We start from the raw sequence: 26362 nt of genomic DNA, 5'->3' as shown, positions 1-26362 counted from the left end.
TGGTGCAGCCATATTCCTTGAGCAGATCGTTGAGCAGATCCTGTCCGCCGCCCCATTGCAGCCAGGAGATGTGCTGGCGCGTGTTGAGGCCGAACGGCAGCGACGTGCCGAACGTGAAGGCCGGGTTCTTGCCCCAATAGTAATAGAGCGCGGTGTTGCCCATCTCGACCGTGCCGTTCGACACGGCATCGAGCACCTGCAGGCCGGGCACGATTTCACCGGCCGCGAACGGCTGGATCTGGAATCTGTTGTCGGTGATCTCGGCCACGCGCCTGCAGAAAAATTCGCAGCCGCCATAGAGCGTATCGAGCGCCTTCGGCCAACTCGCCGCGAGGCGCCATTTCACTTCCGGCATCGATTGCGCAACCGCGGGCGCAGCAATGGCGCTCGCGGCGAGCGAGATGCCGCCTGCCTTCAAGAACTCACGACGTTTCATTGCGTTTCCCCTCTGCTGGTGTCGATACCTCGACGAGGGACAACGATCTTGAGTGTCGTTTTGGGCTTCGTCGGTGACCGACGCTGGATTGTGGTGATTGGGTTCGCAGGCCTTCAACAGGCTCTTGTTATCGGAATTCCGAAATTTCCGGTTCCGTCAGCGAGCATGACCGTTCGCCCATCGATAATCAAGCGCAATGCTCTATCGCAGTTGCGAAGCGCGCGCTCAATTGTCAGGCACGCACGCGCTCGGCGTCTGCCTTCGTCCCGCCGAACGCCGCTTCCATCGCCTTGCGCGTCTTGATCGTCTCGTTATTCGCGTCGATCTCGATATCGCTCCAGCGCACCACCGCGCCATGCGCGATATTGTTCTTCAGCTTCACGCGATGGGCGAGCCCGATCGGCAATGCGCCGGCGGCAAAGCTTGCGTGTGCCGGCATCAGCTTGCCCCACACCGTGTAGCCGCCTTCGCCATCGAGCTCTTCGCCTGCACGCAGATCGCGCTTGGCGACTGCGGCGACATCGCCGCGAAAGCCGTGCGGCTGGCCGGTTGGCTCATTGCGTAATGCTGCCGACAGGACCGAGATGTTCAGCTCCAGTCCGATCAGATGATAGGGCTTGTACATCGCCGCATAGCGGCCGGAGGCGTCCGTCTTCAGCCCGTATTGCTTGAAGCAATCGGCGGCATAGTCGTTCGGGGCCTCCAGCACGACATAGACGCCCCAGCGCAGGTCGCGGAAGACCGGACGGCCGTCGCGCTCGATCGACGACACCACTTCCACCACACCCGACTTCTCCAGCACGCCGCCTTTCTCGCGCGGCCGCAAGATATGCGGGAGATCGTCGACGCCGCAGGGCGGAAACAAGAGGCCATCGGAGGGCACGTCGAGGCCGGTTGCGTTGGCAATCGCCGCCATCTCGATCGCGGACTTGGTGCCGTCGAGGAAGGAGTTGAACATCTGCGGATTCATGCCGGCGGATTGCGCCTCGCCGGCGGTGAGGCCGTAGTGGCTCCAAACGCCTTCGGGCGTCACGTCGTGATAAACAGGCAGATACTTCGTGCCCTTGCCGGCGGCAACGACACGAAAACCGGTGCCGCGTGCCCAATCGACCATTTCCGCCGTCAGTGCCGGCTGGTCGCCGTAAGCGAGCGAATAGACCACGCCGGCCTTGCGGGCCTCCTCCGCGAGCAGCGGGCCCGCCAGCACGTCGGCCTCGACGTTGACCATGACGATGTGCTTGCCGGCCGCGATCGCCGCGCGCGCGTGTCTGATGCCGACCGCCGGATTGCCGGTTGCCTCCACCACCACATCCATCGCGCCGCCGGCAATCGCCCGCGCGCCGTCATCGGTGAACGTCGTGGCTTTGATCCGATCCTCGCCCCAGCCGACGGTGCGGCACGCCTCGCGTGCGCGGTCGCGGTCGAGATCGATGATGATGGGCACCTCCAATCCCGGCGTGTGCGGCACCTGCGACAGGAACATCGAGCCGAATTTTCCGGCGCCGATCAGCGCCACGCGAACCGGCTTGCCGGCGGCGGCGCGGGCTTTGAGGAGGTGGTGGAGGTTCATGGCGGGATATCCGATGATGATTGGCTTGGTCATTCCGGGGCGACGCGCAAGCGTCGAGCCCGGAATCCATCGGCCGCATGCGCGCGCGGAGAAATGGATTCCGGGCCCGCGCTTCGCGCGTCCCGGAATGACAGGAAGACTACTCCGCCGCCTGCCGCGGCGCACGCGCCAGCCGGACCAGCGCGTCGTCGGCGACCGTCTGGATCGGCGTGAAATCGCGATGGGCGATGTATTCCGGCCGCGTCGGCGTGCGGATGTAGTTCGAGACCGCGTTCAGTGTCAGGTACACGATCTTGCGCGGATAGGGTGTGATGTTGCCGCTCGATCCATGCACCAGATTGCCGTGGAACATCAGCATGCCGCCGGCCTTGCCGGTCGGCGCGACGATGCCGCCGTCCTTCACCAGGCGCGTCACGGTCTCCTCGTCCAGCGTCCACAGCGGATAGGAGGTGGTCTGAAGGTCATGGGCGGCCTTGAGGTCGCCGGCATGGTGGCTCTTCGGCACCAGCATCAAGGGGCCATTGATCGGCATCACCTCGTCGAGGAAGATCGCGATATTCATCGCGCGCGGCTCCAGCATGCCGTCGTCGCGCTTCCAGGTGCCGTAATCCTGGTGCCACTGCCAGACATCGCCGGTGAAGGCCGCCTTCGCGTTGATCTTGAACTGATGCATGTAGACCTTCTCGCCGAAGATCTGCTCGATCGGCTCGATCATGCGCGGATGTGCGCCGAGGGCGCCGAAGGCCTCGTTGTAGAGATGCGCGGCAAAGGCGGTGCGCGGCGCACCGCTCTTCTCGCGCCACACCTCGGGGCGGTTGGCGTCGTAGATACTCACCGCCTCGCGGGCGAGGAAATCCACCTCTTCCTGGCTGAACAATTCGGGCAGGAACAGCCAGCCCTCGCGGTTGAAGAATTCGATCTGCTCTGGCGTCAGTTTCATGGTGTGTCCTCCTTTTGGTTTATCGTTGATCTCTCAGTCGCCATGGCCCGGCTTGACCCGGCCATCCACGCCGTTCTCTCTGCGTCCAAGACGTGGATGCCCGGGTCAAGCCCGGGCATGACGGAGCGTCATGCAGCGATGGTCGCTACCCTCAATCTCTCCTCCGTCATCCGTCCTGCTGTCTGCGCATGCGCTGACGCCGCGGCCTCGGCCGCCGTGCCATTGCCGGCGAAGATATGCGCGGCGATCTGCTCATGCTCGGCCCAGGCGCTTTCGCGATAATCGAGCTCGGCGAGCACGGTCGCCATCGAGCGGCGCATATGCGCCCATTGCGGCGCGATCATCTCCTCGATCGCGGGATTGCCTGACAGCAGATAGATCGCGCTGTGGAAGTCGACATCGCGCGCGATCAGTTCGGCGAGGGGCGTCTTCGCATCGATCGCGCGTCCGGCCGTCAGCGCCGCGTTCAGCCGCTCGCGGCCGGAGGCATCGGTCCTGCTGCGCCAGGCGGCAAGCTGTGCCGCCAGCGCGTCGATCGCGCCGCGGACTTCGTAGAGCTGGCGGATGCGCTGCGGATCAAGCTGGGTCACCTCGAAGCCGCGGCGGCCGCTTTCGGCGACCAATCCCTGGCGGTGCAGCAGATGGAGCGCGTGCGACACCGGCTGGCGCGACACGCCAAGCTTCTCGGCAAGCTCGTTCTGGGTGATCCGCTGCCCCGGCGGCAGCGAACGGTCGATGATCGCCTCCAGGATCCGCGCATGGACCTGGTCGATCAGGTTGGGTAGCGGCTCGAGCGGGAGCATGCCGGGGTTTCCTTCGGAATACAGAATTCCGTATTCGAAAAGCTAGCCCCGGCTTCAGGTGCCGTCAAGGCGGAACCAGGCTGCCCTTTGCCCTAGTCGCGTGGAAGCATCTCGATGTCGAACGTCGCGATCCGCTCCGCGTCGGCAATAGCCTCGAATGCCGCGATCCTGTTGCCGGCAATGGTGAACTGCAGCACGATCCGCAGTTGCTCGTCGAGAATGACCGCCAGCGCCGGGGTGCCATCGACCAGCGCCGGCTTTGCGGCCTGCGCCCGTCCCTTGAAGGTTTCGGCAACCGCCGGCGCGCCGCGGATTTCCGCCAGCGATCCTAATCGCTGCGCCGCCGCATCGGCGCGGAACACGACATCGGGATCGAGCACTGCGAGCAGGCCCTCGAAATCGCCGTCGCGCGAGGCCGCGAGGAATGCCTCGACGATGCGGCGCTGCCGCAGCGCATCGCTATCGGCCGCCTCGCGGGAGCCCTGCACGCGGCGCCGGGCACGGCTTGCAAGCTGGCGCGCCGCTGCCGGCGTACGACCGACGATCGGTGCGATCTCCTCGAAGGGAACGGCGAACATGTCGTGCAGCACGAAAGCCAACCGTTCGGCCGGTGCGAGCGCATCCAGCACCACCAGCAGCGCCGCGCCGACGGAATCGGCCATCTCGGCCTCACGCTCATGCGTATCGTGCGCGGCCGGCTCGGGCACGTGCGGGCCCATCGGGTCCTCGCGGCGCGCCTTGCGCGCGCGCAGCATGTCGAGGCAGACGCGGGCGATCACCGTGGTCAGCCAGCCTCCCAGATTTTCGACCGTGGAGGCGTCGGTGCGGCTGAGCCGCAGCCAGGTTTCCTGCACCGCGTCGTCGATCTCGCCCGTTGAGCCCAGCATGCGGTAGGCCACGGCACGCAGATGGGCCCGATTGGTCTCGAATTGCGCGGCCAGAAAATTTTTCTCGTCCATCGGTCACACTCTCCATCTCGCGTCCGTCATGGCCATGACGAAGCAAATCCGGCCGGTGTGACAGCAAATCGGCCGGACCGCGTCAAAGCCAACGATATGGAGAACCAACGATGCAAGCCCGCATGAACCACCCGGTGATGGTCATTCCCGAGGCCATGAAGACAATGCAGGCGCTCAGCAACCTGCCGCACGGCAATCTGTCCGAGAAACTGATCGAACTCGTGCAGTTGCGCGCCAGCCAGATCAACGGCTGCAGCGTCTGCGTCGACATGCATCCGAAACTCGCGAAGAGGGCAGGGGAAACCGACGAGCGCCTGTTCTGCGTCGCCACCTGGCGCGACGCCCCCTATTTCACCGACGCCGAGCGCTCCGCGCTTGCGCTGACGGAATCGCTGACCCGGCTGAGCGACCGCGAGGAGGGGGTGCCGGAAGCGATCTGGCGTGAGGCCGACAAACATTTCAACGAAAAGGAGTTGGCGTCCCTGATCCTTGCGATCGCCGTCATCAACGTCTGGAATCGCCTCAACGTTGCCGTCCGCCAGCCGGTCGGTTCGTGGAAGGTGTGATAGAAAAACGCTTGCCGCCCCCTACCTTTGGGGGGCGGTCGCGACACTGTAGCCGGTGAGGAGGCTCCTCACCCGCCGCCTTGCCTTTTCCTGAATTCATTATTGAGCACTTAAGGTCCGCGCAGATAAAGCCCGCCGGTCCCCGCGGCGCTGAAAACGACACGCAATCCTGCCTCTGGAACTGTGCTAAGTTCCCGGCCGCTGATCAGTTGGCCAAGTCTCGATCGGCCCCGCTTCCCATTCTCGTGTCGTCCTGTTCCTCCTTCGAAGATCCGCGTGTCACACCAGAGCGCCCTTTGATGCTGCAACCGACAATCAGAAACCGAATCCTTGGCATCGCCATGGGCCTCATCGTGCTGATGGCCATCATCTCGGTGTTGTCGACGGTGATGGCAAGGAGGATCGCCCACCAGCTCGATGAGCTGACGACGAAATATGTTGAGGCTTACGGTCATCTGGCGCGGATGAACGTCCGTTCGCTGGAGCAGGCATTGGCGCTCCGCAGGATGGTGATCGCAGGCATGCGATCGCCACCGGACCAGGCTGCCGTGGCCGAGCAGCAGAAAGTTTACGAGGCCAAGGGTCTGCAAGTCGATCAGGAAGCGAAGACCGCGCGTGGCCTCATCAACGCGATCATCGCGGATCTTTCCACCGAATCCGACAACGCGAGGCTGGGCCGGATCGACGATCGAATTGAGACGCTGAATAACGACCTCCGCCGCTATCTGGGTGAGGAGCACAAACGGCTGCTGCCGCTGCTCGAAGCCGGCAATCTTGCCGAAGTCAATGCCAGTCTTGCTCGCACCGAAGCCCTGCGCAATGAACTCAACCAGAGAGTGGACGAGGTCCGCGGGGAGATGCTGGCGCAGGTGCGCGCGGACGCCGCGGCGACGATGAGAGATCAGCAAAGCTCGATCTTGATCTCGGTCATTCTGACAGCACTCGCCGCGATACTGGGCCTGCTGTTTTCGTTCTTCGTAAGCACCGGCATCACGCGGCCTGTCAGGCGCTTGCTGGAGGGCACCCGCGCCGTCGAAGCCGGCCGGCTCGATGGCTCGATCGACGTCACCACGCGAGACGAGATCGGCCAACTGACAACGGCGTTCAACAAGATGGTGGAGCAATTGCGCCACAAGGAGCGGATGCGTGAGACCTTCGGAAGATACATCGATCCGCGAGTCGTGGAAGGGCTGATTGAGAGACAATCATTGACCGCGACCGACGGTCAGCGCCGTATCATGACCGTGCTGTTCTGCGACATGAAGGGCTTTACCAGCCTCAGCGAAGGAATGACACCGCAGGGATTGGTCAAGGTGATGAATCACTACCTCTCGACCATGTCCGGCCCGATCCGCAGCCATCACGGCATCATCGACAAATATATCGGTGATGCGATCATGGCCTATTGGGGCCCGCCATTCAACGAGGATGCCGAACAGGCGCGGCTTGCCTGCCTTGCCGCCGTCGACATGGCCGATCGCGGTACGGCATTGCGGACGGAATTGCCCGAGCTGCTCGGCGTGCGGTCGGTACCGAGTGAATGCGACGTTCGCATCGGCGTTGCGACCGGCGAGGTGCTGGTGGGAAGCATCGGCTCGGAATTCATGATGAGCTACACCGTCATGGGCGATGCGGTAAACCTTGCCTCGCGCCTGGAGGGCGTGAACAAGATATACGGCAGCCATGCCCTGGTTTCCGAAGCGACGGTGAAAGCGGCCGCCGATGCGATCGAGTTTCGCGAGGTCGATCGGCTGGTCGTCGTTGGCCAGACGCGGCCGGTCACGGTGTTCGAGATCATCGGGCGCAAGGGCGAGCTCAGCCCGGCACAATCGGCATTGTTGAAGCGATACTCCGAGGGACTGGCCGCTTATCGCGCCCAACGTTGGGACGAGGCGCTTACGGCCTTCAAGGAGGCACTTGAAGCGGTTCCCGCCGACGGACCATCCATGACCTTTGTCAACCGCATCGAAGGCTTCAAGACAAATCCGCCCGCCGATGCCTGGGATGGCTCATGGTATCTCGATCACAAGTGATGCGGCTCTCTCCACCCGTCATTGCGAGCGCAGCGAAGCAATCCATGCCTCAGTGACCCGAGAAATGGATTGCTTCGCTGCGCTCGCAATGACGTGGCTTTGGCTGACGTGACGGACCGTTACTCAGCCAGAAAATCCAGCACGATCTCGCAGTAGCGCTGCGGGGCCTGCTCGAACATCGGATGCGTCGTGCCCGGGATGATCTCGGTGCGCGAATCCTTCACATGGGCCGCCAGCGTGTGCAGCACTTTCGGCAGTGCGCCTCTGGTGTTGGCGCCGCCGATGAACAGTGTCGGTGTCCTGATCGCTTCGGCGTCCGCCTTCGAGAACGGCGGCCGCTTGTCGCGCGTCTGGCCGATCAGCGTCGTTGCGTTGTCGCGCAACGGCTCTTTCACTGCCGCCGGCAGCCGCTTCCAGGCGCCGGGGCCTTCCAGCGCGTCGATGAAGATCTGCAGCCCGCCATCGATGTCGCCCTTGGCGATGATTTCGGCGGAGGCGGCGATCCGCGCCGCCAGCGGGGAGGGGCCCGGCTTGAAGTCGGGATCGAGCGTCTCATCCAGCTCGCCGCCGGGCTCGGCCAGGATCAATTTGCGCAGCAGATCAGGCCGCCGCTGCGCGACGCGGAAGGAGACGTGTCCGCCGCGCGAGTGGCCCATCAGGCCGACCGGTTTCGGTTCGATCTGCTCGATGAAGGCGATGACGTCTTCGACGTGCTGGGCGATCGAATAGGTGTCGCCGACGCCATTCCAGCGGTCGGGGAAGAAGTGCCGGAGGCTGACCGCGATCACGCGGTGCTTGCGCGACAGAAGTCCCAGCGTCGCCGACCAGATGCGGAAATCGCAGAGCGAGCCGTGCACGCACACCAATGGCGGCCCTTCGCCCACCTCGAGATAGGCCATGTCGTATCCGTTGACGCGAAGGGTTTGCATGGGGATGCTCGCAAGTTCCCGCAGGATTCGGGTGGATAGCAACATTCTCCAAGCCTAGATTCCATTGCAAGGACAAAGCTCGAAATCTCGAGCCTGAGATATGGAGCAAGCCATGGCCGGCCAGCATTTTGCGATCTTTGACACCGTGATCGGCGCCTGCGGCGTAATGTGGGGCGAACACGGTATCACCGGCGTGCAATTGCCGATGGAGACCGAGGAAAACACCCGCAAACGCATCCGGCAGCGGGGCGGCGAGGTGACGGAAGCCGCACCGCCAGTGGAAGTGAGACGCGTGATCGAAGCCATGATCGAACTGCTCGAGGGCAAACCGAACGATCTTGCCGAGGTCGTGCTCGACCTCGACGACGTGCCGGAGTTCAACCGCGGCGTCTATGACATCGCGCGCAGGATCCCTCCGGGCAAGACCATGACCTATGGCGAGATCGCCAAGCAGCTTGGGGGCGTCGAGCTGTCGCGCGACGTCGGCCAGGCGCTCGGCCGCAACCCGTGCCCGATCGTCGTGCCCTGCCACCGCGTGCTCGCAGCCGGCAACAAGCCCGGCGGCTTCTCGGCGAATGGCGGCGTGGTGACGAAGCTGAAGATGCTCGAGATCGAGGGCGCGATCGTCAACCACACGCCGAGCTTGTTCGATTGAGCTCTGACGGTGCCGCGGGCTCGAACACCTCTTCCATAGGGAGAGGCCGGATCGCGTCAGCGATCCGGGTGAGGGGTTCAGGTCTCTCGATAGAGCGTAACCCCTCACCCGGCGCTACGCGCCGACCTCTCCCTTTGGGAGAGGTGAGGAGAACGCGGCCGAGCCGCAGCTCCCCTCCGACAGCTACACCGCCTCGCACGTGAACCCGTCGCCGCTCCGCTTGATCTTGCCGACCGAGGGCGAGGGGAAATGCGCGGTGCAGCAGAGCGTATCGGTATCGCAATAGCGCTCCAGGAAACTGCGCCGCGTCCGCGCCGCCTGCGCCTGGTCGACATCGAATTTCGCCGACAGTTCCGGATAATGCGTCTGCAGCGGCGAGTGCATGAGATCGCCGGAGAACACGGCGTCGTCCTTGCCGCGCCCAAGAGTGAAGGCGACATGGCCCGGTGTGTGCCCGGGCGTCGGCAAAATGCGTGCGTGGTCGCCGATGGCGAAATCATTCGTCACGATCGCCTCGCGCTTTGACTCCACGATCGGCAGCACGCTGTCGACGAAGGGTGGCACCTCGCTCTTTTCGTTCTGCGCGGTCCAGTAGTCGAACTCGCCCTTGGCAAAGACGTAGCGCGCTTTTGGAAACGTCGGCACCCAGCGGCCGTTTTCCAGTCGCGTGTTCCAGCCGACATGGTCGACATGCAGATGCGTGCACATCACATAGTCGATGTCTTCGACCGAGCACCCGGCCGCGGCGAGGCCGCGCATATAGGTGTCGTCGGTCTTCACGTTCCATTTCGGCCGCTGCGGGCGCGGCTTGTCGTTGCCGATACAGCTATCGATCAGGATGGTATGATGCGGTGTCTTCACGACATAGGACTGGAAGCACAAGAGCAGCACGTCGCTATCGTCGAGCGCCTTGGCCTCGCGCATCCAGGCCCGGTTCTCGGCCAGCATGTCCGGCTTCAGGCCGGGCAGCATGTCCAGCGCCGGCAGGAATGCCGTCTCCTGCTCGATGATGCGGTGGATGGTGAGGTCGCCGATCGAGAAGATGAGGCTCATGGCAGACTCCGCTTCAGGCTGGCGGCGGCACCGAGATCTTGACTGATGGCCGTTCCAGCATCTTCTGGTTGAACGTATCAAGCTTCGGATAGGCCTTGCGCCAGCCGCAGTCGGAGAAGCGGAGGTCGGCATAGCCGAGCACGCAAACCAGTCCGATCTGCGCGACGTTGAACGGCCCGGAAAGCACATCCTCCCGCTGCTCGAACCGCGCCATGCCGGCCCAGGCCCGGTTCCAGTGGTCGTCATACCAGGCCTGCCACTGCAAGCCCTGCGGCCGCACCATCTTCTCGTACCGGCACAACAGCATGGAATCGAGCATGCCCTGCAGCAGCGAGTGGTCGGTTTTCGCCTTCCAACGCGCCGGTCCGGAGGCCGGAATCAATTTGCCGCCGCCGGCGAGATCGTCGAGATATTCGACGATGACGTAGGAATCGAGGATGACGTCGCCGTCATCGAGGATCAGGACCGGCAGTTTCTTCAGCGGGTTGATGTCGCGCGTGTAGGCATCGTTTGCGGTGCCTGGCGCGACCGTGGCGGGCACCAGTTCGATCTTGTCGATCAGCCCGGTCTCGATCGCAGCAATGCGCACTTTGCGGGCAAATGGCGAGGCGGGCGAGAAGGTAAGCTTCATCTGGGTGAATTCCCTCGGGAGTTCTGTTTCGCCGTCATGCCCGGGCTTGTCCCGGGCATCCACGTCCTCGAAGCGACAAGCGTGGATGGCCGGGACAAGCCCGGCCATGACGAGCTAGCGCCCACCGGTGAAGCGCCGCATTACGCCGCGACAATCTCCTGGCGCTGCTCGCCCAGGCTCTCGATGCCCAGCGTCACGACGTCGCCGACATTGAGGTACTGCGGCGGCTTCATGCCGGTGCCGACGCCGGGCGGGGTGCCGGTCGTGACGATGTCGCCGGGCAGCAGCGTCATGAACTGCGAGACGTAGGAGATGCACTTGGCCATCGAGAAGATCATGGTCGAGGTCGAGCCGGTCTGGCGGCGCTGGCCGTTGACGTCGAGCCACATCGAGAGGCTCTGCACGTTCGGGATCTCGTCCTTGGTGACGAGCCAAGGGCCGAGCGGGCCGAAGGTGTCGTGCGACTTGCCCTTGGTCCACTGTCCCAGACGCTCGATCTGGAAATTGCGCTCGGAGACGTCGTTGCAGACGCAATAGCCGGCGACATGGTTCAGCGCGTCGGCCTCCGAGACGTACTTGGCGCGGGTGCCGATGATGGCGGCGATCTCCACTTCCCAGTCGAGCTTGGTCGAGCCGCGCGGCTTCTCCACGGCGTCGTTCGGGCCGGAGAGGGCGGTGTTGGCCTTCAGGAAGAAGATCGGCTCGGATGGAATCGGATTGCCGGTTTCCTTGGCATGGTCGGTGTAGTTCAGCCCGATGGCGACGAATTTCGAGATTCCGGTGACCGGCGCGCCGAAGCGCGGGTTACCGGGAACTGAAGGCAGCTTGGACGGGTCGAGCGCGGCCAGCTTGGCCAGGGATTCCGGCGAATAGGCCTCGCCGGTGAGGTCCTTCAGATGCGCCGACAGGTCGCGCAACTGGCCGGATTTGTCGATCAGGCCGGGCTTTTCCTCACCCTTCGCGCCGTAACGAACAAGCTTCATTTTTGATCACTCCCTACAGGGGTTTTTGGACTTTGCGGACTTAGGGCGCTTCATGGAGCAGCACGGCGCGAAATTCAACTGCCGAAAGCGCGGGGTGGGGTGGGCAAACGCAGGTAGTGTGGGCGCTAGATCCGTTCCAGCGCGATGAACTTGAAGGCCTCCCCCTCGCGCTCGATGTGACCGGCGGTGAAATGGCCGCCGATCACCAGTGTCGGCGTATCGGCAAAGCGGGAGAACAATTCGCGCCGCGTCGCCGCCGATTGCTTATGGTCCGAATCCGCCGTCGAGGACCAGTCCGGATGGGCCATCTGGCAGGGATGGTGGGCGACGTCGCCGGTGAGCAGCCCTTCCTCGCCGTCGGAGCGGATGTGGATGCTCATATGGCCCGGGCTGTGGCCGGGCGTCGGGATCAGCGTGATCTCCTCCGTCAGGCGGTGGTCGGAGGGCACGAGGTCGGCCCTGTCGTCATCCGCGATCGGCTTCACGGAATCGGTGAACACCGCGATTTGGTCAGGCGATTTGCCGTGGTCGCGCCAATGCTCGAATTCGGTCCGGCCGAATACGTAGCGGGCCTTGGGAAAGGTCGGCACCCATTGGCCGTCGACGAGCTTCGTGTTCCAGCCGACATGGTCGACATGCAGGTGCGTGCACAGCACGGTGTCGATGCTATCGGGGGGAAAGCCCGCCGCAGTCAACGTCTCCAGGAAGGGATGCTTGCGGTTGTTCCAGCTCGGCACGTTGCGACCCTGCTTGTCATTGCCGAGCCCGGTGTCGACGATGATCCGCCGTGTCGGCGTCTCCACCAGCAGCGAATGGATCGACATTTTCAGCCGGCCTTCGTCGGTGGCGAAATGCGGAATGAGCCAGGGCAGCTTCTGGACTTCCTCGTTGGTCGCGAGCGGCAGGATGAAACGGGTATGCCCGACCGTCTCCAATTCGACGACCTTGGTGATCTTGACCCTGCCTACTTTCCACTCCATCGGCGGCTTCCTTATTGAAACGCTTGTTATTGCGAAGATGCTGGTTTCCGCTTGCCCGCGCAATGGATCATCTCGGATGATCCGGCGTTATCGGATCGCGAGAACAGGAGCGCGCAATGGCCGAACTGTCGATATCGACCGATAAAGTCGGTTTTTTGATCGAGAAAGCGCGGGAATTCGATGTCAAGGAAGCGGCATCCGACCCGGATTCCGGCTCGAACGCCACTGACGACGAGATGATCGATGTGCTGGAAGATGATGGCCAGGATCCGGTCGAGCGGGAAATCAGGGGCTTCATCCGCGCTCTTTCCGAAGACGAGCAGATCGACCTCGTCGCCCTGATGCGGCTTGGGCGCGGCGATCGCCCGATCGAGGAATGGGACGATCTGAGGCGAGAGGCCGCCGATCAATATAACGGACGCACCGCGCGCTATCTGCTCGGCGAACCCATGCTGGGCGATCTGCTGGCCGAGGGGCTCGAGCAGTTCGATCGTCCCTGGACCGACGAGCGCACTTCGGCGGACTCATCCAGCGAGAGTGAGCGGTCGGTCAACGAGCGCAATCAACGATAACGGTGCCGAGCTTGTCGCCCTTCTCAACCGCCAGATGAGCCTGTGCCGTCTCCGACAACGCAAACTGCCCGGCGATGTTGTGCAGGCGCGGTCCGGCCGCGAGCCATTTCGTGATGTCGGCTTGCGCCGCGGCGAGCAAGGGCAGTGGTAACGCAAACAGCACCAGCGCGCGCAAGGCGATGCATTTCTGCATCAATTCGCGCATCGGCACGACGGGGTTGCGATTGCCGTTGGTGGCGTAGACGGCGATCGTGGAATTGACCGCCATCAGCTTCAGCGTAGCAGCGAGATTGCCGCCGAAATCGACATCGACCACGCGATCGACGCCGCGTTGATGGGTGAAGGCCATGGCCTTCGCAACGACATCCTCCTCCTTGTAGTTGATCACGAGATCGGCGCCCGCGCGGCGCGCCTGCTCGGCCTTGTGCGGTGAGCTGACGGTTGCGATCACCTCGGCGCCGCCCCATTTCGCCAATTGCACGGCATAGTGGCCGACTGCGCCGGCGCCGCCGGTAACCAGCACGGTCTTGCCCACGATCGGCCCGTCCGCAAACAGGCAGCACCACGCGGTCATGCCGGGGATGCCGAGGGTGGCGCCTTCCGCGAAGGTGAGGTTGTCCGGCAGCGGCGTCACGAGGTGCTCGAGGAGCGGGATATATTCCGCGGCGGTGCCAAAGGCGCGACCGTTGCGCTGGCCGTTGAACAGCCAGACCCGGTCACCGACATTGAACCGCTTCACGCCGTCGCCGACCTGATCGATGATCCCCGCACCATCGCTGTTCGGGATCACGCGCGGATATTCCATCGCTCGATAATTGCCGCCGCGGCGGCCGACATCGGCGGGATTGACGCCGGAAGCTTCGAGGCGGATGCGCACTTCGCCCGCACCCGCCGCCGGCGTCGGTACTTCGCCGAAAGTCAGGACCTCCGCCGCCGGTCCCCGTCCGCTCATACCAGACCGCTCTCACAGCGTGCCCATCCTCACAGCGTGCCCGGGAAGGCGCCGCCGTCGAGCAGGATGTTCTGGCCGGTGATGAAGCCGGCCTTGGCGCCGCACAGGAACGCACAGGCGTAGCCGAACTCTTCGGGATCACCGAAGCGACCGGCGGGATTGAGCTTGGCGCGCTCGGTCAGCACTTGCTGGGGCGTGATGCCGCGCTTCTCGGCTTCCGGTTTCGCAGTGCCGAGCAGGCGATCGGTCTCGAACGGCCCCGGCAGCAGCGCATTGATGGTAACGTTGTTGATGACGGTCTTGCGCGAGAGGCCTGCGACGAAGCCGGTGAGGCCGGCGCGCGCACCGTTGGAAAGTCCCAAAATCTCGATCGGCGCCTTCACCGCGGCGGAGGTGATGTTGACGATGCGGCCGAATTTCCGTGCCATCATGCCGTCGACGGTGGCCTTGATCAGCTCGATCGGGGTCAGCATGTTGGCGTCGATCGCCTTGATCCAGTCGTCGCGGGTCCAGTTGCGGAAATCGCCGGGCGGCGGACCGCCGGCATTGTTGATCAGGATGTCCGGCTCCGGGCAGGCCTTCAGCACGGCCTCGCGGCCCGCGGGCGTCGTGATGTCACCGACGATCTCGGTGACGGTGACGTCGGGATGCGCTTTGCGGATCTCGTCGGCGGTCTTCTTCAGCGCGTCCGCGCCGCGCGCCGTCAAGGTGACATGGACCCCCTCATTGGCAAGCGCGATGGCGCAGGCGCGGCCCAGACCCTTGCTTGAGGCGCAAACGATGGCACGGCGGCCTTTGATCCCAAGATCCACTGTTTCACTCCCGTGATGTCAGGCGGTTTCTAAAATGTTCGATGCTGGCCACTTTAGCCAACGCCGCGCGGCCTGGTAAGTCCTGCGGCGTTGCATGGGCCGAAATCGTAGGTATCAATGCGCGCATATCAGGTTCTAGGAAACGTACCCATGTCCGATCTGTTCGATGTGAGCCAGGAAACCATCTTGATCACCGGCGCGAGCCAGGGGCTGGGGCGGCAATTCGCCCGCGTCCTTTCCGCGCATGGCGCCGCCGTCGTCCTGGCGGCGCGGCAGACCGGCAAGCTGAAGAGCCTGGAGGAGGAGATCAGGGGCAACGGCGGCCGCGCGAGCGCGGTGCAGATGGACGTCACCGACATCGCCAGCATCGGCAAAGCGCTGGACGCAGCGGAAGCCGCCTTCGGCCCGGTCAGCGTGCTCATCAACAATGCCGGCATCGCCATCGAGAAATTGTCGACCGAGCAGACCGAGGCAGATTGGGACGCCGTGATCAACGCCAATCTCAAGGGCGCCTATTTCCTGGCGACCGAACTGGCGCGGCGCATGATCGCGCGCAAGCAGGGGGGCAACATCGTCAACATCGCTTCCGTGCTCGGCCTTAGCGTGATGAAATTCCTCTCGCCCTACACGGTCTCGAAGGCCGGCATCATCCAGGCCACCAAGGTGATGGCGCTGGAGCTCGCCGGCAACAACATCCGCGTCAACGCGCTGGCGCCCGGCTATATCGACACCGAGATGAACCACGATTTCTGGGCCACGCCCGCCGGCGAGAAGCTGACAAAGCGGATTCCGCAGCGCCGGATCGGGGCCGAATCCGACCTCGACGGCGCGATCCTGCTGCTGGCCTCAAAAGCCTCACGCTACATGACCGGCACTGTGGTGACGGTCGACGGCGGGTTCTTGCTGAACTGAGCCATCATCCGTAGCCCGGGTGAAGCGCAGCGTAACCCGGGAATCTTCGCGGGCAGGCTCCGGGTTTCGCTGTGCTTCACCCGGCCGCCCCCTGTTTCTCTTGGTCCAAGGCTCCACTTTTGCGACCTTTCCGGCAAGGGAGGTTCCAAACGTCCGATTCGCGCACGAATCCCGTCAATCTGGCCGTCACAAAACCTCAAAAAACCTGTGCCGAAGGGCTTTCCAAAGCGGATCAGCATTGATACATACGCCTCGCGCCCGGTTGCCCTCGGCCCCGGGTCGCCTTCTCAGGAAGTCTTCGAACGGATCGAGCGGCGCCCTTCCAAGCGTTGTCCGCCTCACGTTCGGCCTCTCTCCATGCAAGGCGGAAATCCGGTTTAACGCGGGGTGGAGCAGCCCGGTAGCTCGTCAGGCTCATAACCTGAAGGTCATAGGTTCAAATCCTATCCCCGCAACCAACTCAAATTGCGAAACCCCGGCCCCCGTGGCTGGGGTCTTCGTTTTGAGGGCAATTGCCAGGATTCCCGCCAGATCGCCTCGGACCTCGATCTTCAGTTCCTTGCCCCCGGGCGTGAGGACGATCTCCTTCACGAGAGGACGCAGGACCTCCCCGGCTTTGAGCCGGGTTGCCTCCGTATCAGCCTGCAGCGCCTCATGCAGCGCCCTGACTTGTTCTCGATAGAAAGTTGCCATCTCGGAGTGTAGCAGCGGTGGCGGCTCATCCGCGTCGGACAATACCTGTTCGAGCTCGGCCTTACGGCTCTCAAGCTGAACCATCTTTGAATTGATCCTATCGGCAGCACTACCTTTGAGGATCAAGTCCAGCAGGGTATCGAGTTCGCGATCTATCCGTTTGATCTCGGACCGAGCAGCCTCGATCGATGCCGAGCCCTCCATCCGTGCCTGACGCTTGCCAGTTTCGGGGTCTTTGACGAATCGTTGTCGATTCCAAACGATCCGGCCGACATACATTTCGTTGTTCAAAATGCCATTGCCGCGCTTGGTGTTACCGTTGATAGTGCTGAAACCCCAATCCCCACCGCCGGGTGCCGCAACACCACCCTTATTTAGCTCCATAGCGATGCGTTTCGCTGACTTGCCTACGACATAGTCGCGAAAGATCCGGCGCACTACCGCTGCCGAAGGTCAATTTTGCTCAGGCGATCGCGCCCCCGTCCGCGGTCAGGATGGCGCCCGTGATCACGCTTGCCGCAGGACTGGCAAGAAAGACCACAGCGTTCGCGACTTCGCGCGGCTCGGCGAACCGCCCCAAAGACGTCAGGGCTCGCTGGAAGTCGGCAGCCGCGCCGTCCGCCGGGTTTGAATCGGTATCGGTCGAGCCGGGTTGCACGAGGTTCACGGTGATCCCGTTTGGCCCTAGTTCGCGCGAAAGCCCGCGGGTGAAGGAGGTAAGGGCCGCCTTGGACATCGCATAGACCGTCACGCCCGGGAACGGGACTCGCTCCCCAAGGCCCGAACCGATCGAGATAATGCGTCCGCCTTTGGCGAGATGCGGAATTGCTGCCTTCGCAAACAGCACTGGCGCTCGCACATTGACATCCATCACGGCCTGGTATTCGCTCACACTAAGGTCGGCAATCGTTCCGTTGTGACCGATGGCGGCGCTGTTGACGAGAATATCGAGCCCTCCCAATGCTGAGACGGCTTCACTCACGGAGCGCGCGATAGCTTCCGGGTCGGCGCTATCGGCCTGGATCGCGATTGCGCGGCGCCGCATGCTCTTGATGGACTTAGCCACCGCTTCAGCTTTCTCGGCCGAATGCTGATAGGTAAACGCGACGTCAGCGCCGGTCTCCGCCAGCGTCAGCGCGATTGCGGCCCCGATGCCTCGCGAGCCGCCAGTGACCAATGCACGTTTCCCGCTCAGATCGATCATGTTTGCCTTGTCTATCATCGCTGTTTCAAGCACTCAGGTCGTTCGTATAACGAAAGGCGTTCGACAGCCTTATCCACGAACTTAGTGTTCGAGGTCCCCCTCTATCAGTGTCGATAAATGCGAAGCTGTGTTGCTAGGGTAGGAACGCCGAAGAAAGCGAATGTTTCGCCGGTGCAAGATCTGGGAATTGTACGGCGCCGGCAGAGGGCCCCGGGTAAAGCTCGCCTGAATGGCCCGCCTCCAATAGCGAGGAGGGCCATTTCCATGTGGGATCGTTCATTCGCTGGTTGCAACAACCCGAGCTCAGCTGGAAAACCGATGCAGGTCGACTGAGGAGAGCGTCAGGAAGCTTTTGCTCGGGCCCTTTCGCGCGCGGCCCGGCGGCGGTGCAGACGTTGCATTCGGCCGGCTCTTCTGGCAGCCAGCGGCGGCGCTGAGGCGGGCGCCGCGTAATCTTGTCCGTGTAGACAGCTAGACGCATAGGCGTCGGCGCATAAATGGGCTCTAGCTTCGCCCGAAGTCTCAGGTGATGTCTCTCACCCCGTGGGAGATGAGCGAACTTGGAATCGCACAGTCGCTTTGCCGGACGATTTCGAATGACCGCTCTTGGCGAAAGCAAACTTGTTGGGGTTCCACTTTCCGCGACACAGCTAGTCACTTTGCGACGCTACAGGAGTACCTGCCGCAATGTTACGTCCGTAGTCGTAGCAAAGTGGAGTATTGTGTGCGCCAGAGCCTCGTCATCAATAGTAGCGTCGCGGCCGAAGCGTCTGTACCACGGGTTCTCGTCGAAGACGCCGTACAGCGCTTGTTGAGGGCGAACCCCGACGCCGGCGTCACTTACCGCGACCTCGGCGACGGGCCGATCCCGCATCTCACGCGCGCCGCCGTTTCGGGTGTTCGAGCCGTCGCCAAGACTTGGCGCTTTTCGAGGGTGGAGTCATCCGGTCCCTCCATGTTTTCCTTGATCAGCCGGGTGCTTAACCAATGACGTCTGACTCCTCGCCGATCAGGATCGGCTACTGCCTATCGCTCACCGGACCGCTGTCGGGGAACAGTAAGTCCGCGCAGCTCGCGCATGATATCTGGCGTGATGATGTAAATAGTGGTGGCGGCCTTCTTGGACGCCCGGTGGAGTTAGTCCGCTACGATGATGAAGGGGACGCGTCTCGCGTGGCGTCGCTATACGCGCGCCTGATGGACGAGGATGGGGTGGATCTCGTCATTGGGGGGTACGGAACAAACACCAACCTTGCCGCCATGCCCGAGATCATCTCACGCCAGCGTTACTTCGTTGGGCTTATGGCGCTCGGCGCTAACAACGAACTGAACTACGAAAACTACTTCGCTATGATTCCGACGGGGCCGGACCCCAATGTCGCGCTCACAGAGGGCTTCTTCGAAACCGCCGCTCGGCAAACCCCTCGGCCGACGACTGTGGCACTGCTCTCGGCTGGCGCTGTATTTTCCCGGAACCCGATTCTTGGTGCCAAAGCCAATGCGGCGAAATACGGGTTTGAGGTAGTTCACGAGGCAACCTATCCGCTCGCAGCCAGCAATTTCGCGCCGCTTCTCGACGACGTGGCACAAAGCGGACCTGATCTTCTGTTCCTGTGCTCGTACCTCCAGGATACGATCGATCTCGTTCAAGCCCTCGAAAGGCACCCCTTCCGGCCAAAAATGGTCGGCCTGAGCATGATCGGCCCGCAGAATGCTGATGTTAAGAGCAAGCTCGGGCCGCTGCTCAACGGGATAGTGAACTATGAATATTGGGTCCCGGCACCCTCCTTGGCCTTTGAGGGCGTTAGTGCGCTGTTGGAGACCTACAGGTCGCGCGCCGCAGGATCAGGTGTGGATCCACTCGGGCACTATATGGCGCCATTGGCCTGCTCGCAGATGCAGGTCGTGGGCCTGGCTATTGAGGGCACGGGAAGTCTGGACGACGCCGCGCTCTCTGAGTTCACGCGACGTGCGGTGTTCTCGACAGTTATGGGCAACATCACCTTCGGGTCGCGCGGCGAGTGGACGCATCCCCGCGTGTTGCAGGTGCAGTTCCAGGGCGTCGTTAGCAATAGTGTCGACCAGTTCAGAGACGGCTCACGGCAAGTCGTCGTGGCTCCGCAGGAGATGGCGTCGGGAGTGTTGATCTATCCGTTCGCGAACGCTTGAGGGACCTAGATCGCGCATATCACTTATCCACCTTGGCTCAGTGCTCCACTCAGACAGGTGCAGTGCCGACAACGTCCGGAGCTTTTCCGAAACACTCGATCAGCATTTCGGTGAGGATTCTTATCTTGCGAGCGGGATGCTGGCCTGGTGGCCGGACGACAAATACACCCGCCGGACGTATCGGGTGCCGGGTCATGACCGGAACAAGCGTGCCAGAGGCCAGATGCTCATGGATCAGGCCCTCGGGGAGATAAGCGATGCCGAGTCCTGCTATGGCGGCAGTGACCAGCGCTGTGCCGTTGTCGGCCTTGAAGCGCCCCTGCGGTCGCACCGTGACGATTTGTTCACCATCCATGAACTGCCAGGTTTCAGTGCCCTGCATGACAGACTGATGCGTGAGGAGTTCATCCGGTGTCTCAGGCGATCCGTGCGCTTTGATATACTCCGGACTCGCAACTAACTTCCCATAGATCGGTCCGACGCGCCTTGCGATCAGGTTAGAGTCCGGAAGGTGGCCAAGCCGTACCGCACAATCATAACCCTCTGCGATGAGATCTACGAAGCGATCAGTGTAGCAGGTGTGGATGCCAAGCTGAGGGTAACGTCGCGCCATTTCGGCGAACACCGGAGCAAGATGTGTCGGGCCAAAGGTAAGTGGTGCAGCAATCCGCAAGCGGCCGCGAAGATCACCTGCGGGTAGGATCGTTTCCTTGGCAACATCGATCTCGGCGCAGACTCTGGCGGCGTGATCTCGGAATGTGGAACCCGCCTCTGTGAGTACGGCGCCGCGAGTGGTTCGTGCGAGCAGCTGGACGCCGAGCTCTGCTTCAAGCCGAGCGAGCTGCCGACTAACGATCGACTTGGAGACCCCGAGCCGACGCGCAGCATGTGATACTCCGCCGGCGTCAGCGACCTCTACGAATGTTCGCAGTTCTTCGATGTCCAATTCTAGCGTTCCTGTTTTTGCGACACAGTGTGGCAAGGGCGAGCGCTACCGTATCGCAAATGGGAATGGCACTGTCCACGCAGACGTCGTCGCAGTCGGCGGATGTCTCCCACAAATCAGCCTCATCTAACGGCAGTAGAGGATATTCATGACCTTTCGCAACGGCCTTGCGTCGCTTCTTCGTCCCGAGGACTCGGTACTCGTTCTGATCGACCACCAGCCCTACCAGCTCGCCAACCTGAACAGCCACGACCCTCAGGCGGTCGTGAACAACACGACGGCGCTTGCGAAAGCCGCAAAGGTCTTCGGTGTTCCCACGATCCTGACCAGTGTGATCGCCGGTCGGGGCGGCGTCATCTTCCCGCAGGTCACCGATGTGTTCCCGGGCCAGGAGGTGATCGACCGGACGTTCATCAATACCTGGGAAGATAAGAAGGTGGTGGATGCGGTCAAGGCGACGGGTCGCAAGCAGCTGATTATCGCCGGCTTGTGGACCGAGATCTGCGTCGCAATGCCTGCGATCCAGGCCGCCGGTGAAGGCTGGGACGTCACGGTGATTACCGACGCGTCGGGCGGCACCTCGGTGGAGGCTCACGAGGTTGCCATCCAGCGCATGATCGCAGCCGGCATCAACATGATGACCTGGCTGGCGCTCGCTGCTGAATGGCAGCGCGACTGGGCACGTGCGAAGACTGCTGCCGGGCTGACGGAGGTCATCATCCAGCACGTCGGTGGCAGTGGCATCGCCTATCTGTGGGAGCAGCAGCTGCTCAACACTCCGGTCCCGCGCGCCGCGGGCTGATTTGAACTGGGTGACGAGAAGCAAGCGCGATGCGTAGCAAAAGAGTTGAATGCTTGTCGATCCTCGTCACCCGCCTTGGACGGGCCGCTAAGAGAAAGCGCGCGGGCCATCGACTGCGCCCGCGCCGTGAAGGCGGCTGGTCGGCGCCGACACGGCGGCAGTTCGAAGAAATGGCCGGTCCGGAGGGTGCGTTCCTGATTGGTGATCCGGGGACGGTCGCAGCCGAGATGCTCCACGCCAGCGAGGCGCTCGGCGGCGTTTCGCGCGTCACATTCCAGATGAGCACCGCTTCGCTCGAAACCGCTGCGATGAAGCGCTCGATCGAGCTCCTAGGCACCGAAGTCGCGCCGATTGTTCGGGCGGCTGGCGCAAATCCGTGAGGAGTGTTCCGTCTCTGGAAGGAAACACGTGATGATATCCACATCTCCACGATCCGGCCGTTCCGTTGTAATCACCAGTGCCGGCACCGGCCTTGGCCGCGACATTGCGCTCGGACTCGCCGCCAAGGGCTACATCGTCTTCGGCACGGCGATGTCCGCCGCGGAGGTTCAGGATCTCAGGGACGCTTCCGGCGGACGTGTCAGCCTGACCGTCTGCGACGTCACAAAGGCGATGGGCGTGGAGGCTTGGGCCTCCGGTGTGACTGAAGCACTTGGCGCGGCCGGGCTCAACCTCCTGATCAACAATGCCGACATCCTCACTCACGGTCCGATCGAGATCCTTCTGCCCGACGCCATCCGGCAGGAATTCGAAGTCAACGTGTTCGGCGCCCTTTTAGTGATCAACGCGTTCTTGCCGGCCTTACGGAATGCGCGCGGACGGATCGTGCAGGTCAGCACATGGATGGCGAGCTTGCCATTGCCGTTCAGCGGACCGTCGGGTGCGTCGCATGCGGCGATGGAGGTGTTCTCGGCTGTCTACCGCGCCGAACTGAAGCCTTTCGGCATCGAGGTCGTGGTCGTGTCCACCGGCAACATGAAGACCGGCGGTCCAGCGAAGACGGCGGCCTTGGCGCGGATCACAAACGGAATGACGTCAGGTCAGCGCAAACTCTACGGCAAGTCGTTCGGCACCTTCGCGGACTGGTTCGACAGCATGCAGGCGACCGGAATCGAGTCGGCTGAAGCCGCAGCGCGCGTGATCGATATCGCCGAGCAACATCCTGCGCCGAGCCGCGCGGTGGTCGGTGCCGACGCCGAGCAGATGCTGAGAGCGGCCCACGAAAAGCCCGACGCGGAGCTGGATGCACTCCGCCTGAATATTATCGGCCTGAGCTGATTTCCATCTTAATCACAAGAAAGGAAAACGATCAAAAATGGCGATGCTGGCAATGCGGGATGGCACCCGGATCTTCTACAAGGACTGGGGTCCGAGAAAGGCCCAGCCCATCATGTTCCATCACGGCTGGCCATTGAGCGCAGACGATTGGGACATTCAGATGCTGTTCTTCCTCAGCAAGGGCTATCGCGTCATTGCGCATGACCGACGCGGGCACGGTCGCTCCGACCAGACCGATACGGGGAATGAGATGGACACCTACGCGGCCGATGTCGCGGCGTTGGTCTCGGAGCTCGACCTGAAAGACGCGATCCACGTCGGACACTCGACCGGCGGCGGGGAGGTGATCCGCTATGTCGCCCGCAGCGAGCTTGGCCGCGTGTCGAAGGCGGTGTTGATCGGTTCGGTGCCGCCGATCATGCTCGCAACACCGCGATATCCTGGAGGCCTGCCGATGGAGGTGTTCGACGGATTTCGCGAGGCGCTCGCTCGCAACCGTGCGCAATTTTTCCTCGATGTTCCTGCCGGGCCATTCTACGGCTTCAACCGTGAGGGCGCGGACGTAAGCGAAGGGCTGATCCGCAACTGGTGGCGGCAGGGGATGATGGGCGGCGCCAAGGCCCACTACGACTGCATCGCCGCCTTCTCGGAGACGGACTTCACCGAGGACCTTCAGGCCGTCTCCCTGCCGGTCCTGCTGATGCATGGCGAGGACGACCAGGTAGTGCCGATCGACGCTTCGGCGCGCAAGGCGATCGACCTGCTGACGAACGGCACGCTGAAGACCTATCCAGGCCTGTCACACGGCCTGTTCGCCACGCATCCCGATCTCATCAACGCCGATCTGCTGGCGTTCATCGAGGACCGGGCCGGGGCATGAGCGCAGTTAGGGACAACCCCGCCGAACATCGTTTCGAACTAGCGATCGACGGCAGCCGCGAGATCGCGGCTGCCTACTATCGCAACGAAAGCGATCGGCTCATCCTCACCCACACTGAAGTTCCGCAGCGATTCTCCGGGCAAGGGATTGCTTCGCGGCTCGCACGCGGCGTCTTCGATGCGATCCGTGCGAGCGAACGCAAGGCAGTCCTGCACTGCCCCTTCATGGCTGCCTATTATGCACGCCATCCCGAATATTCCGACATCGGCGACGGCACGGGCCGATCAGGAGAGACAACATGATAGAAATGGTCATCGAGCAGCGGCGCCGGAATCTCGGCGGCAGCTTCGAAGTCGGCCGCGTGCTGCCGTTCGCGAGGCGGCGCATGGTCGGTCCTTTCATCTTCTTTGACCATATCGGGCCGATCGATCTTGCGCCTGGCATTGATCGTAGTCGAATGCGCGTTCGCGGATCCGCCCTCGCGCTGCTCATATGATTTCGGCGATTGCGATCGATGCCGCCAAGGGGCGGCTGCTGGACGAAGGTGCGGATTATAGACCCGACGATGACGAATTCGAAGAAGCCAAGCATGTGTTTATGAGCGTCCAAGGCATCGTGCGGCAGCCGATCCATGGTCCGAGAGGCGAGACCCGCGGCGCGCACTATGCGTACGGGTATGATTTTCTCTGCAGCGAAGATGAAGATACTGGAAGCCCGCGCTAAAATTCGATCTTCGGTGCGGCCTATGCCGGAGCTTGCTGCGCATTGCTGGGAGCGTCTCAAGATTTCTGTTCGGAAATGGTAAACCGTTAGATCTGCTCGATAATGCCCCCCGCGGGGCCACGCGTTGGGCGATGTGTCAACGGCTCTGGAACAGGTCGTAAGTGCAGCTTGTTCATCCCCGACATGGCGTCGCCTTGCACCTGTTCCGACAAGCGCTCGACGTCACGCTGACGAATATCGTCAGCGGCCTCCGTGACATCGACTTCCGCAAAGCCCAGTTCCCGCAGACCCTGCGCTCCCATCGAATACGCCGACTCCACCGTCTCGCGGATTTGATAATCGACACCGGCCCGAAGTAGGTCCACGGAGTGCACGCGGTCGTAACTTCTTACAAGGACCTTCGCTTGCGGGAACGAGTGTTGCGCCAGCTCGACGATCTGCATGGTCTCCTTCGGCGCGCCGATGCAAATCATGATTGCGTCGGCCTCACCTGCGCCGGACGTGCGTAGCGTGTCGAGCCTGGTGCCGTCACCGAAGAATACCTTGAACCCGTATCGATCGGCATCGCGAATGCGGTCGGGATCGCGATCAATCACTGAAAGCTCGACGCCTTTCGACAACAACACCTGGGAAGCAATTTGACCGAAGCGCCCGAAACCAATGAGAAGCACGCGGCCTTTCAGGTCTCGGGCCGCTTCGACGTCCTCCATCGATACCTTACCGCGCAGCAAACCATCGACCACAAGGATCAGCAGCGGGGTCAAAGCCATGGACAGGATGACGACCGTGCCGAATAGCGCGTTTTCGCGGGCATTGATCACGCCCCCGGATGCAGCAGCCGTATAGAGCACGAAGGCAAACTCGCCGCCTTGCAGGAACATCGAGGTCCGGTGAATGGCGTGTGTGTTATCCGTGCCGAACAGGCGTGCGACGGCATACACCACGATACCCTTGGCGATGATAAAGGCGGGCAGCAAGCATAGCAGAAGCCGCCATTCTGCTGCGACGGTGGACAGGTCGAGCGACATGCCGACCGCCATGAAGAACAAGCCCATCAGCAGGCCGCGAAACGGCTCAACGTCGCTCTCGATCTGGTGGCGGTAGCTTGAATTCGAAAGCATCACCCCGGCGAGAAAGGTCCCCATCGCCATGGAGAGCCCGACGGCGTCCATTAGCAACGCCGCGCCGCAAACAACGAGCAATGCCCCCGACGTCATCACTTCGCGGGCCCGCGCTTTTGCCAAGAGCGCAAAGAACGGATTGAGCGTCCAGCGCGACACCGCCAACAGCAGGAGCAAGGCGGCAAGCGCGAGCGCGATATCGGTCCATTTTTGTGCGCCGTGCGTTACTGGCGATAGAAACGCGACGACCGCCAGAAGCGGTACGATCATCAAATCTTCAAAAAGCAGGATCGCGACAGACTTCTGGCCCTGAGCGCCCGACAATTCGCCGCGCTCCTGCAACAGGGACATGATTACGGCGGTCGAAGAAAGAACGAAGCCAGCTGCAGCAATAAAGGCAGCAGGACCCGGAAGATCGAAGATCAGCCGGCCCGTCAGCGTGAGCGCTGCAACCGCCGCGAAGACCTGAACCAATCCCAGACCGAATATCTGGCCGCGCATCGCCCATAGCTTCTGCGGCCGCAACTCCAGTCCGATCACGAACAGGAACATGACCACCCCCAGTTCTGAGAAATGCAAGATGGCGTTGGGATCGCTGAATACGCTCATCGCAGACGGGCCGACTAGGAGCCCAGCGGCGAAATAGCCAAGAACCGAACCAAGCCCGAGCCGCCGGAATAGCGGGACCGCAACAACAGCCGCGCCCATAAGGACGACGGCAGGTCCGATCGTCGCGCCGAGATTTGCGTCAGCCATGAGG

General features: G+C 62.5%; 28 protein-coding genes, 1 tRNA gene and 1 pseudogene (1 of these 30 running past the window's edge). 14 read left to right on the top strand and 16 right to left on the bottom strand.

The genetic code is table 11. The features are described from left to right. The 5 genes from ACZIRK_RS21880 to ACZIRK_RS21860 all read right to left on the bottom strand — a co-directional run. On the bottom strand, positions 1–436 hold the 5' portion of the coding sequence (locus tag ACZIRK_RS21880; protein WP_130227576.1) for a TRAP transporter substrate-binding protein. It extends 653 nt beyond the left edge of the window; the window shows 436 of its 1089 coding nt (coding positions 1–436); it begins with the start codon at positions 434–436; its stop codon lies beyond the left edge, outside the window. A gap of 232 nt (positions 437–668) precedes the next feature. Then, positions 669–2006, bottom strand: coding sequence for an NAD(P)H-dependent oxidoreductase (locus ACZIRK_RS21875; protein WP_130227575.1), 1338 nt, complete (start codon positions 2004–2006; stop codon positions 669–671). A gap of 139 nt (positions 2007–2145) precedes the next feature. Beyond that, positions 2146–2946 carry a phytanoyl-CoA dioxygenase family protein gene (locus ACZIRK_RS21870; protein ID WP_130227574.1) on the bottom strand — a complete coding sequence of 267 codons (801 nt, stop codon included), beginning with the start codon at positions 2944–2946 and terminating at the stop codon, positions 2146–2148. 128 nt (positions 2947–3074) lie between these two features. Then, entirely contained in the window at positions 3075–3749 is a 675-nt protein-coding gene (locus ACZIRK_RS21865) for a GntR family transcriptional regulator (RefSeq protein ID WP_130227573.1), read from the bottom strand. A gap of 92 nt (positions 3750–3841) precedes the next feature. Then, a complete protein-coding gene (locus ACZIRK_RS21860) occupies positions 3842–4708 on the bottom strand; it encodes a sigma-70 family RNA polymerase sigma factor (protein ID WP_130227572.1) in 867 nt (288 codons plus the stop codon). A gap of 110 nt (positions 4709–4818) precedes the next feature. Here ACZIRK_RS21860 and ACZIRK_RS21855 point away from each other — a divergent pair, with 110 nt between their 5' ends. Continuing rightward, the gene (locus ACZIRK_RS21855; protein ID WP_130227571.1) at positions 4819–5274 is read left to right on the top strand and encodes a carboxymuconolactone decarboxylase family protein; all 456 of its coding nucleotides are present in this window, start codon (positions 4819–4821) and stop codon (positions 5272–5274) included. Positions 5275–5573: 299 nt separating this feature from the next. Further along, a complete protein-coding gene (locus ACZIRK_RS21850; RefSeq protein WP_130227570.1) occupies positions 5574–7307 on the top strand; it encodes an adenylate/guanylate cyclase domain-containing protein in 1734 nt (577 codons plus the stop codon). Positions 7308–7426: 119 nt separating this feature from the next. Here the strand turns inward: ACZIRK_RS21850 and ACZIRK_RS21845 are convergent, their stop codons facing one another. Further along, on the bottom strand, positions 7427–8236 hold the full coding sequence (locus tag ACZIRK_RS21845) for an alpha/beta fold hydrolase (protein ID WP_130227569.1): 810 nt from the start codon (positions 8234–8236) through the stop codon (positions 7427–7429). 112 nt (positions 8237–8348) lie between these two features. Here ACZIRK_RS21845 and ACZIRK_RS21840 point away from each other — a divergent pair, with 112 nt between their 5' ends. Continuing rightward, positions 8349–8891, top strand: a complete 543-nt coding sequence (locus tag ACZIRK_RS21840) for a methylated-DNA--[protein]-cysteine S-methyltransferase (protein ID WP_130227568.1) — start codon at positions 8349–8351, stop codon at positions 8889–8891. Positions 8892–9074: 183 nt separating this feature from the next. Here ACZIRK_RS21840 and ACZIRK_RS21835 read toward each other — a convergent pair whose 3' ends face one another. The 4 genes from ACZIRK_RS21835 to ACZIRK_RS21820 all read right to left on the bottom strand — a co-directional run bounded on the left by ACZIRK_RS21835 (position 9075) and on the right by ACZIRK_RS21820 (position 12538). After that, positions 9075–9944 (bottom strand): MBL fold metallo-hydrolase, encoded by an 870-nt coding sequence (locus ACZIRK_RS21835; RefSeq protein ID WP_463328088.1) that lies wholly within the window; start codon positions 9942–9944, stop codon positions 9075–9077. 13 nt (positions 9945–9957) lie between these two features. Continuing rightward, positions 9958–10575 carry a glutathione S-transferase family protein gene (locus ACZIRK_RS21830; RefSeq protein ID WP_028163059.1) on the bottom strand — a complete coding sequence of 206 codons (618 nt, stop codon included), beginning with the start codon at positions 10573–10575 and terminating at the stop codon, positions 9958–9960. 140 nt (positions 10576–10715) lie between these two features. Beyond that, a complete protein-coding gene (locus ACZIRK_RS21825; RefSeq protein WP_130227566.1) occupies positions 10716–11558 on the bottom strand; it encodes a fumarylacetoacetate hydrolase family protein in 843 nt (280 codons plus the stop codon). 125 nt (positions 11559–11683) lie between these two features. Continuing rightward, positions 11684–12538 carry an MBL fold metallo-hydrolase gene (locus tag ACZIRK_RS21820; protein WP_463328087.1) on the bottom strand — a complete coding sequence of 285 codons (855 nt, stop codon included), beginning with the start codon at positions 12536–12538 and terminating at the stop codon, positions 11684–11686. Positions 12539–12654: 116 nt separating this feature from the next. On the opposite strand from ACZIRK_RS21820, the gene ACZIRK_RS21815 reads away from it, so the two are divergent. After that, positions 12655–13110: a DUF3775 domain-containing protein gene (locus ACZIRK_RS21815; protein ID WP_028163056.1), complete on the top strand. Its 456-nt coding sequence runs from the start codon at positions 12655–12657 to the stop codon at positions 13108–13110. Here the strand turns inward: ACZIRK_RS21815 and ACZIRK_RS21810 are convergent. Both ACZIRK_RS21810 and ACZIRK_RS21805 read right to left on the bottom strand, forming a co-directional pair. Further along, the gene (locus tag ACZIRK_RS21810) at positions 13088–14062 is read right to left on the bottom strand and encodes an NADPH:quinone reductase (protein WP_463328086.1); all 975 of its coding nucleotides are present in this window, start codon (positions 14060–14062) and stop codon (positions 13088–13090) included. The two genes, ACZIRK_RS21815 and ACZIRK_RS21810, sit on opposite strands and share 23 nt — an antisense overlap. A gap of 29 nt (positions 14063–14091) precedes the next feature. Further along, entirely contained in the window at positions 14092–14874 is a 783-nt protein-coding gene (locus ACZIRK_RS21805; RefSeq protein ID WP_028163054.1) for an SDR family oxidoreductase, read from the bottom strand. A gap of 150 nt (positions 14875–15024) precedes the next feature. Between ACZIRK_RS21805 and ACZIRK_RS21800 the strand changes: the two genes are divergently transcribed. Together ACZIRK_RS21800 and ACZIRK_RS21795 are read left to right on the top strand one after the other, a co-directional pair. Beyond that, the gene (locus ACZIRK_RS21800) at positions 15025–15786 is read left to right on the top strand and encodes a glucose 1-dehydrogenase (RefSeq protein ID WP_463328085.1); all 762 of its coding nucleotides are present in this window, start codon (positions 15025–15027) and stop codon (positions 15784–15786) included. Positions 15787–16167: 381 nt separating this feature from the next. Next, positions 16168–16244: transfer RNA gene (locus ACZIRK_RS21795), tRNA-Met, on the top strand. Here ACZIRK_RS21795 and ACZIRK_RS21790 read toward each other — a convergent pair. After that, the gene (locus ACZIRK_RS21790; protein WP_130227582.1) at positions 16201–16917 is read right to left on the bottom strand and encodes a recombinase family protein; all 717 of its coding nucleotides are present in this window, start codon (positions 16915–16917) and stop codon (positions 16201–16203) included. The genes ACZIRK_RS21795 and ACZIRK_RS21790 overlap by 44 nt on opposite strands. Before the next feature lie 25 nt (positions 16918–16942). Next, on the bottom strand, positions 16943–17683 hold the full coding sequence (locus ACZIRK_RS21785) for an SDR family NAD(P)-dependent oxidoreductase (protein WP_130227581.1): 741 nt from the start codon (positions 17681–17683) through the stop codon (positions 16943–16945). A 987-nt stretch (positions 17684–18670) separates the two neighbouring features. On the opposite strand from ACZIRK_RS21785, the gene ACZIRK_RS21780 reads away from it, so the two are divergent. Next, positions 18671–19852, top strand: a complete 1182-nt coding sequence (locus ACZIRK_RS21780; protein ID WP_463328084.1) for an amino acid ABC transporter substrate-binding protein — start codon at positions 18671–18673, stop codon at positions 19850–19852. A gap of 49 nt (positions 19853–19901) precedes the next feature. On the opposite strand, the gene ACZIRK_RS21775 is transcribed toward ACZIRK_RS21780, so the two are convergent. After that, complete coding sequence (locus ACZIRK_RS21775; RefSeq protein ID WP_463328083.1) at positions 19902–20798, bottom strand: LysR family transcriptional regulator; 897 nt, start codon at positions 20796–20798, stop codon at positions 19902–19904. Between the two features lie 148 nt (positions 20799–20946). Between ACZIRK_RS21775 and ACZIRK_RS21770 the strand changes: the two genes are divergently transcribed. The 7 genes and pseudogenes from ACZIRK_RS21770 (at position 20947) to ACZIRK_RS21740 (ending at position 24481) form a co-directional block, all read left to right on the top strand. Continuing rightward, a complete protein-coding gene (locus ACZIRK_RS21770) occupies positions 20947–21600 on the top strand; it encodes a hydrolase (protein ID WP_456645986.1) in 654 nt (217 codons plus the stop codon). Between the two features lie 125 nt (positions 21601–21725). Beyond that, positions 21726–21980 (top strand): annotated as a pseudogene (locus tag ACZIRK_RS21765) (LLM class flavin-dependent oxidoreductase); the annotation flags it as partial. A gap of 31 nt (positions 21981–22011) precedes the next feature. Beyond that, positions 22012–22878: an SDR family NAD(P)-dependent oxidoreductase gene (locus tag ACZIRK_RS21760; RefSeq protein WP_463328082.1), complete on the top strand. Its 867-nt coding sequence runs from the start codon at positions 22012–22014 to the stop codon at positions 22876–22878. A gap of 37 nt (positions 22879–22915) precedes the next feature. Beyond that, complete coding sequence (locus ACZIRK_RS21755; protein WP_130225446.1) at positions 22916–23758, top strand: alpha/beta fold hydrolase; 843 nt, start codon at positions 22916–22918, stop codon at positions 23756–23758. After that, entirely contained in the window at positions 23755–24060 is a 306-nt protein-coding gene (locus tag ACZIRK_RS21750) for a GNAT family N-acetyltransferase (RefSeq protein ID WP_130225445.1), read from the top strand. Before ACZIRK_RS21755 ends, ACZIRK_RS21750 begins: the two co-directional genes overlap by 4 nt. Continuing rightward, on the top strand, positions 24057–24254 hold the full coding sequence (locus tag ACZIRK_RS21745) for a hypothetical protein (protein WP_130225444.1): 198 nt from the start codon (positions 24057–24059) through the stop codon (positions 24252–24254). The genes ACZIRK_RS21750 and ACZIRK_RS21745 overlap by 4 nt, the downstream gene beginning before the upstream one ends. Continuing rightward, positions 24251–24481 (top strand): hypothetical protein, encoded by a 231-nt coding sequence (locus ACZIRK_RS21740; protein ID WP_130225443.1) that lies wholly within the window; start codon positions 24251–24253, stop codon positions 24479–24481. The genes ACZIRK_RS21745 and ACZIRK_RS21740 overlap by 4 nt, the downstream gene beginning before the upstream one ends. Before the next feature lie 86 nt (positions 24482–24567). Here the strand turns inward: ACZIRK_RS21740 and ACZIRK_RS21735 are convergent, their stop codons facing one another. Then, positions 24568–26358, bottom strand: a complete 1791-nt coding sequence (locus tag ACZIRK_RS21735; RefSeq protein WP_130225442.1) for a monovalent cation:proton antiporter-2 (CPA2) family protein — start codon at positions 26356–26358, stop codon at positions 24568–24570. Positions 26359–26362: the final 4 nt, after the last annotated feature.

The organism is Bradyrhizobium sp. Leo114 (assembly GCF_055229415.2).
Note: the sequence above shows the minus strand (reverse complement) of the source record. Positions and strands in the feature narration are given on the sequence as shown.

Bases quoted from the DNA above. Each gene is read 5' to 3' on its own strand.
- ACZIRK_RS21875 (WP_130227575.1), bottom strand. From the start codon at position 2,006: ATGAACCTCCACCACCTCCTCAAAGCCCGCGCCGCCGCCGGCAAGCCG.
- ACZIRK_RS21870 (WP_130227574.1), bottom strand. From the start codon at position 2,946: ATGAAACTGACGCCAGAGCAGATCGAATTCTTCAACCGCGAGGGCTGG.
- ACZIRK_RS21865 (WP_130227573.1), bottom strand. From the start codon at position 3,749: ATGCTCCCGCTCGAGCCGCTACCCAACCTGATCGACCAGGTCCATGCG.
- ACZIRK_RS21860 (WP_130227572.1), bottom strand. From the start codon at position 4,708: ATGGACGAGAAAAATTTTCTGGCCGCGCAATTCGAGACCAATCGGGCC.
- ACZIRK_RS21855 (WP_130227571.1), top strand. From the start codon at position 4,819: ATGCAAGCCCGCATGAACCACCCGGTGATGGTCATTCCCGAGGCCATG.
- ACZIRK_RS21850 (WP_130227570.1), top strand. From the start codon at position 5,574: ATGCTGCAACCGACAATCAGAAACCGAATCCTTGGCATCGCCATGGGC.
- ACZIRK_RS21845 (WP_130227569.1), bottom strand. From the start codon at position 8,236: ATGCAAACCCTTCGCGTCAACGGATACGACATGGCCTATCTCGAGGTG.
- ACZIRK_RS21840 (WP_130227568.1), top strand. From the start codon at position 8,349: ATGGCCGGCCAGCATTTTGCGATCTTTGACACCGTGATCGGCGCCTGC.
- ACZIRK_RS21835 (WP_463328088.1), bottom strand. From the start codon at position 9,944: ATGAGCCTCATCTTCTCGATCGGCGACCTCACCATCCACCGCATCATC.
- ACZIRK_RS21830 (WP_028163059.1), bottom strand. From the start codon at position 10,575: ATGAAGCTTACCTTCTCGCCCGCCTCGCCATTTGCCCGCAAAGTGCGC.
- ACZIRK_RS21825 (WP_130227566.1), bottom strand. From the start codon at position 11,558: ATGAAGCTTGTTCGTTACGGCGCGAAGGGTGAGGAAAAGCCCGGCCTG.
- ACZIRK_RS21820 (WP_463328087.1), bottom strand. From the start codon at position 12,538: ATGGAGTGGAAAGTAGGCAGGGTCAAGATCACCAAGGTCGTCGAATTG.
- ACZIRK_RS21815 (WP_028163056.1), top strand. From the start codon at position 12,655: ATGGCCGAACTGTCGATATCGACCGATAAAGTCGGTTTTTTGATCGAG.
- ACZIRK_RS21810 (WP_463328086.1), bottom strand. From the start codon at position 14,062: ATGAGCGGACGGGGACCGGCGGCGGAGGTCCTGACTTTCGGCGAAGTA.
- ACZIRK_RS21800 (WP_463328085.1), top strand. From the start codon at position 15,025: ATGTCCGATCTGTTCGATGTGAGCCAGGAAACCATCTTGATCACCGGC.
- ACZIRK_RS21785 (WP_130227581.1), bottom strand. From the start codon at position 17,683: ATGATCGATCTGAGCGGGAAACGTGCATTGGTCACTGGCGGCTCGCGA.
- ACZIRK_RS21780 (WP_463328084.1), top strand. From the start codon at position 18,671: ATGACGTCTGACTCCTCGCCGATCAGGATCGGCTACTGCCTATCGCTC.
- ACZIRK_RS21770 (WP_456645986.1), top strand. From the start codon at position 20,947: ATGACCTTTCGCAACGGCCTTGCGTCGCTTCTTCGTCCCGAGGACTCG.
- ACZIRK_RS21760 (WP_463328082.1), top strand. From the start codon at position 22,012: ATGATATCCACATCTCCACGATCCGGCCGTTCCGTTGTAATCACCAGT.
- ACZIRK_RS21755 (WP_130225446.1), top strand. From the start codon at position 22,916: ATGGCGATGCTGGCAATGCGGGATGGCACCCGGATCTTCTACAAGGAC.
- ACZIRK_RS21750 (WP_130225445.1), top strand. From the start codon at position 23,755: ATGAGCGCAGTTAGGGACAACCCCGCCGAACATCGTTTCGAACTAGCG.
- ACZIRK_RS21745 (WP_130225444.1), top strand. From the start codon at position 24,057: ATGATAGAAATGGTCATCGAGCAGCGGCGCCGGAATCTCGGCGGCAGC.
- ACZIRK_RS21740 (WP_130225443.1), top strand. From the start codon at position 24,251: ATGATTTCGGCGATTGCGATCGATGCCGCCAAGGGGCGGCTGCTGGAC.
- ACZIRK_RS21735 (WP_130225442.1), bottom strand. From the start codon at position 26,358: ATGGCTGACGCAAATCTCGGCGCGACGATCGGACCTGCCGTCGTCCTT.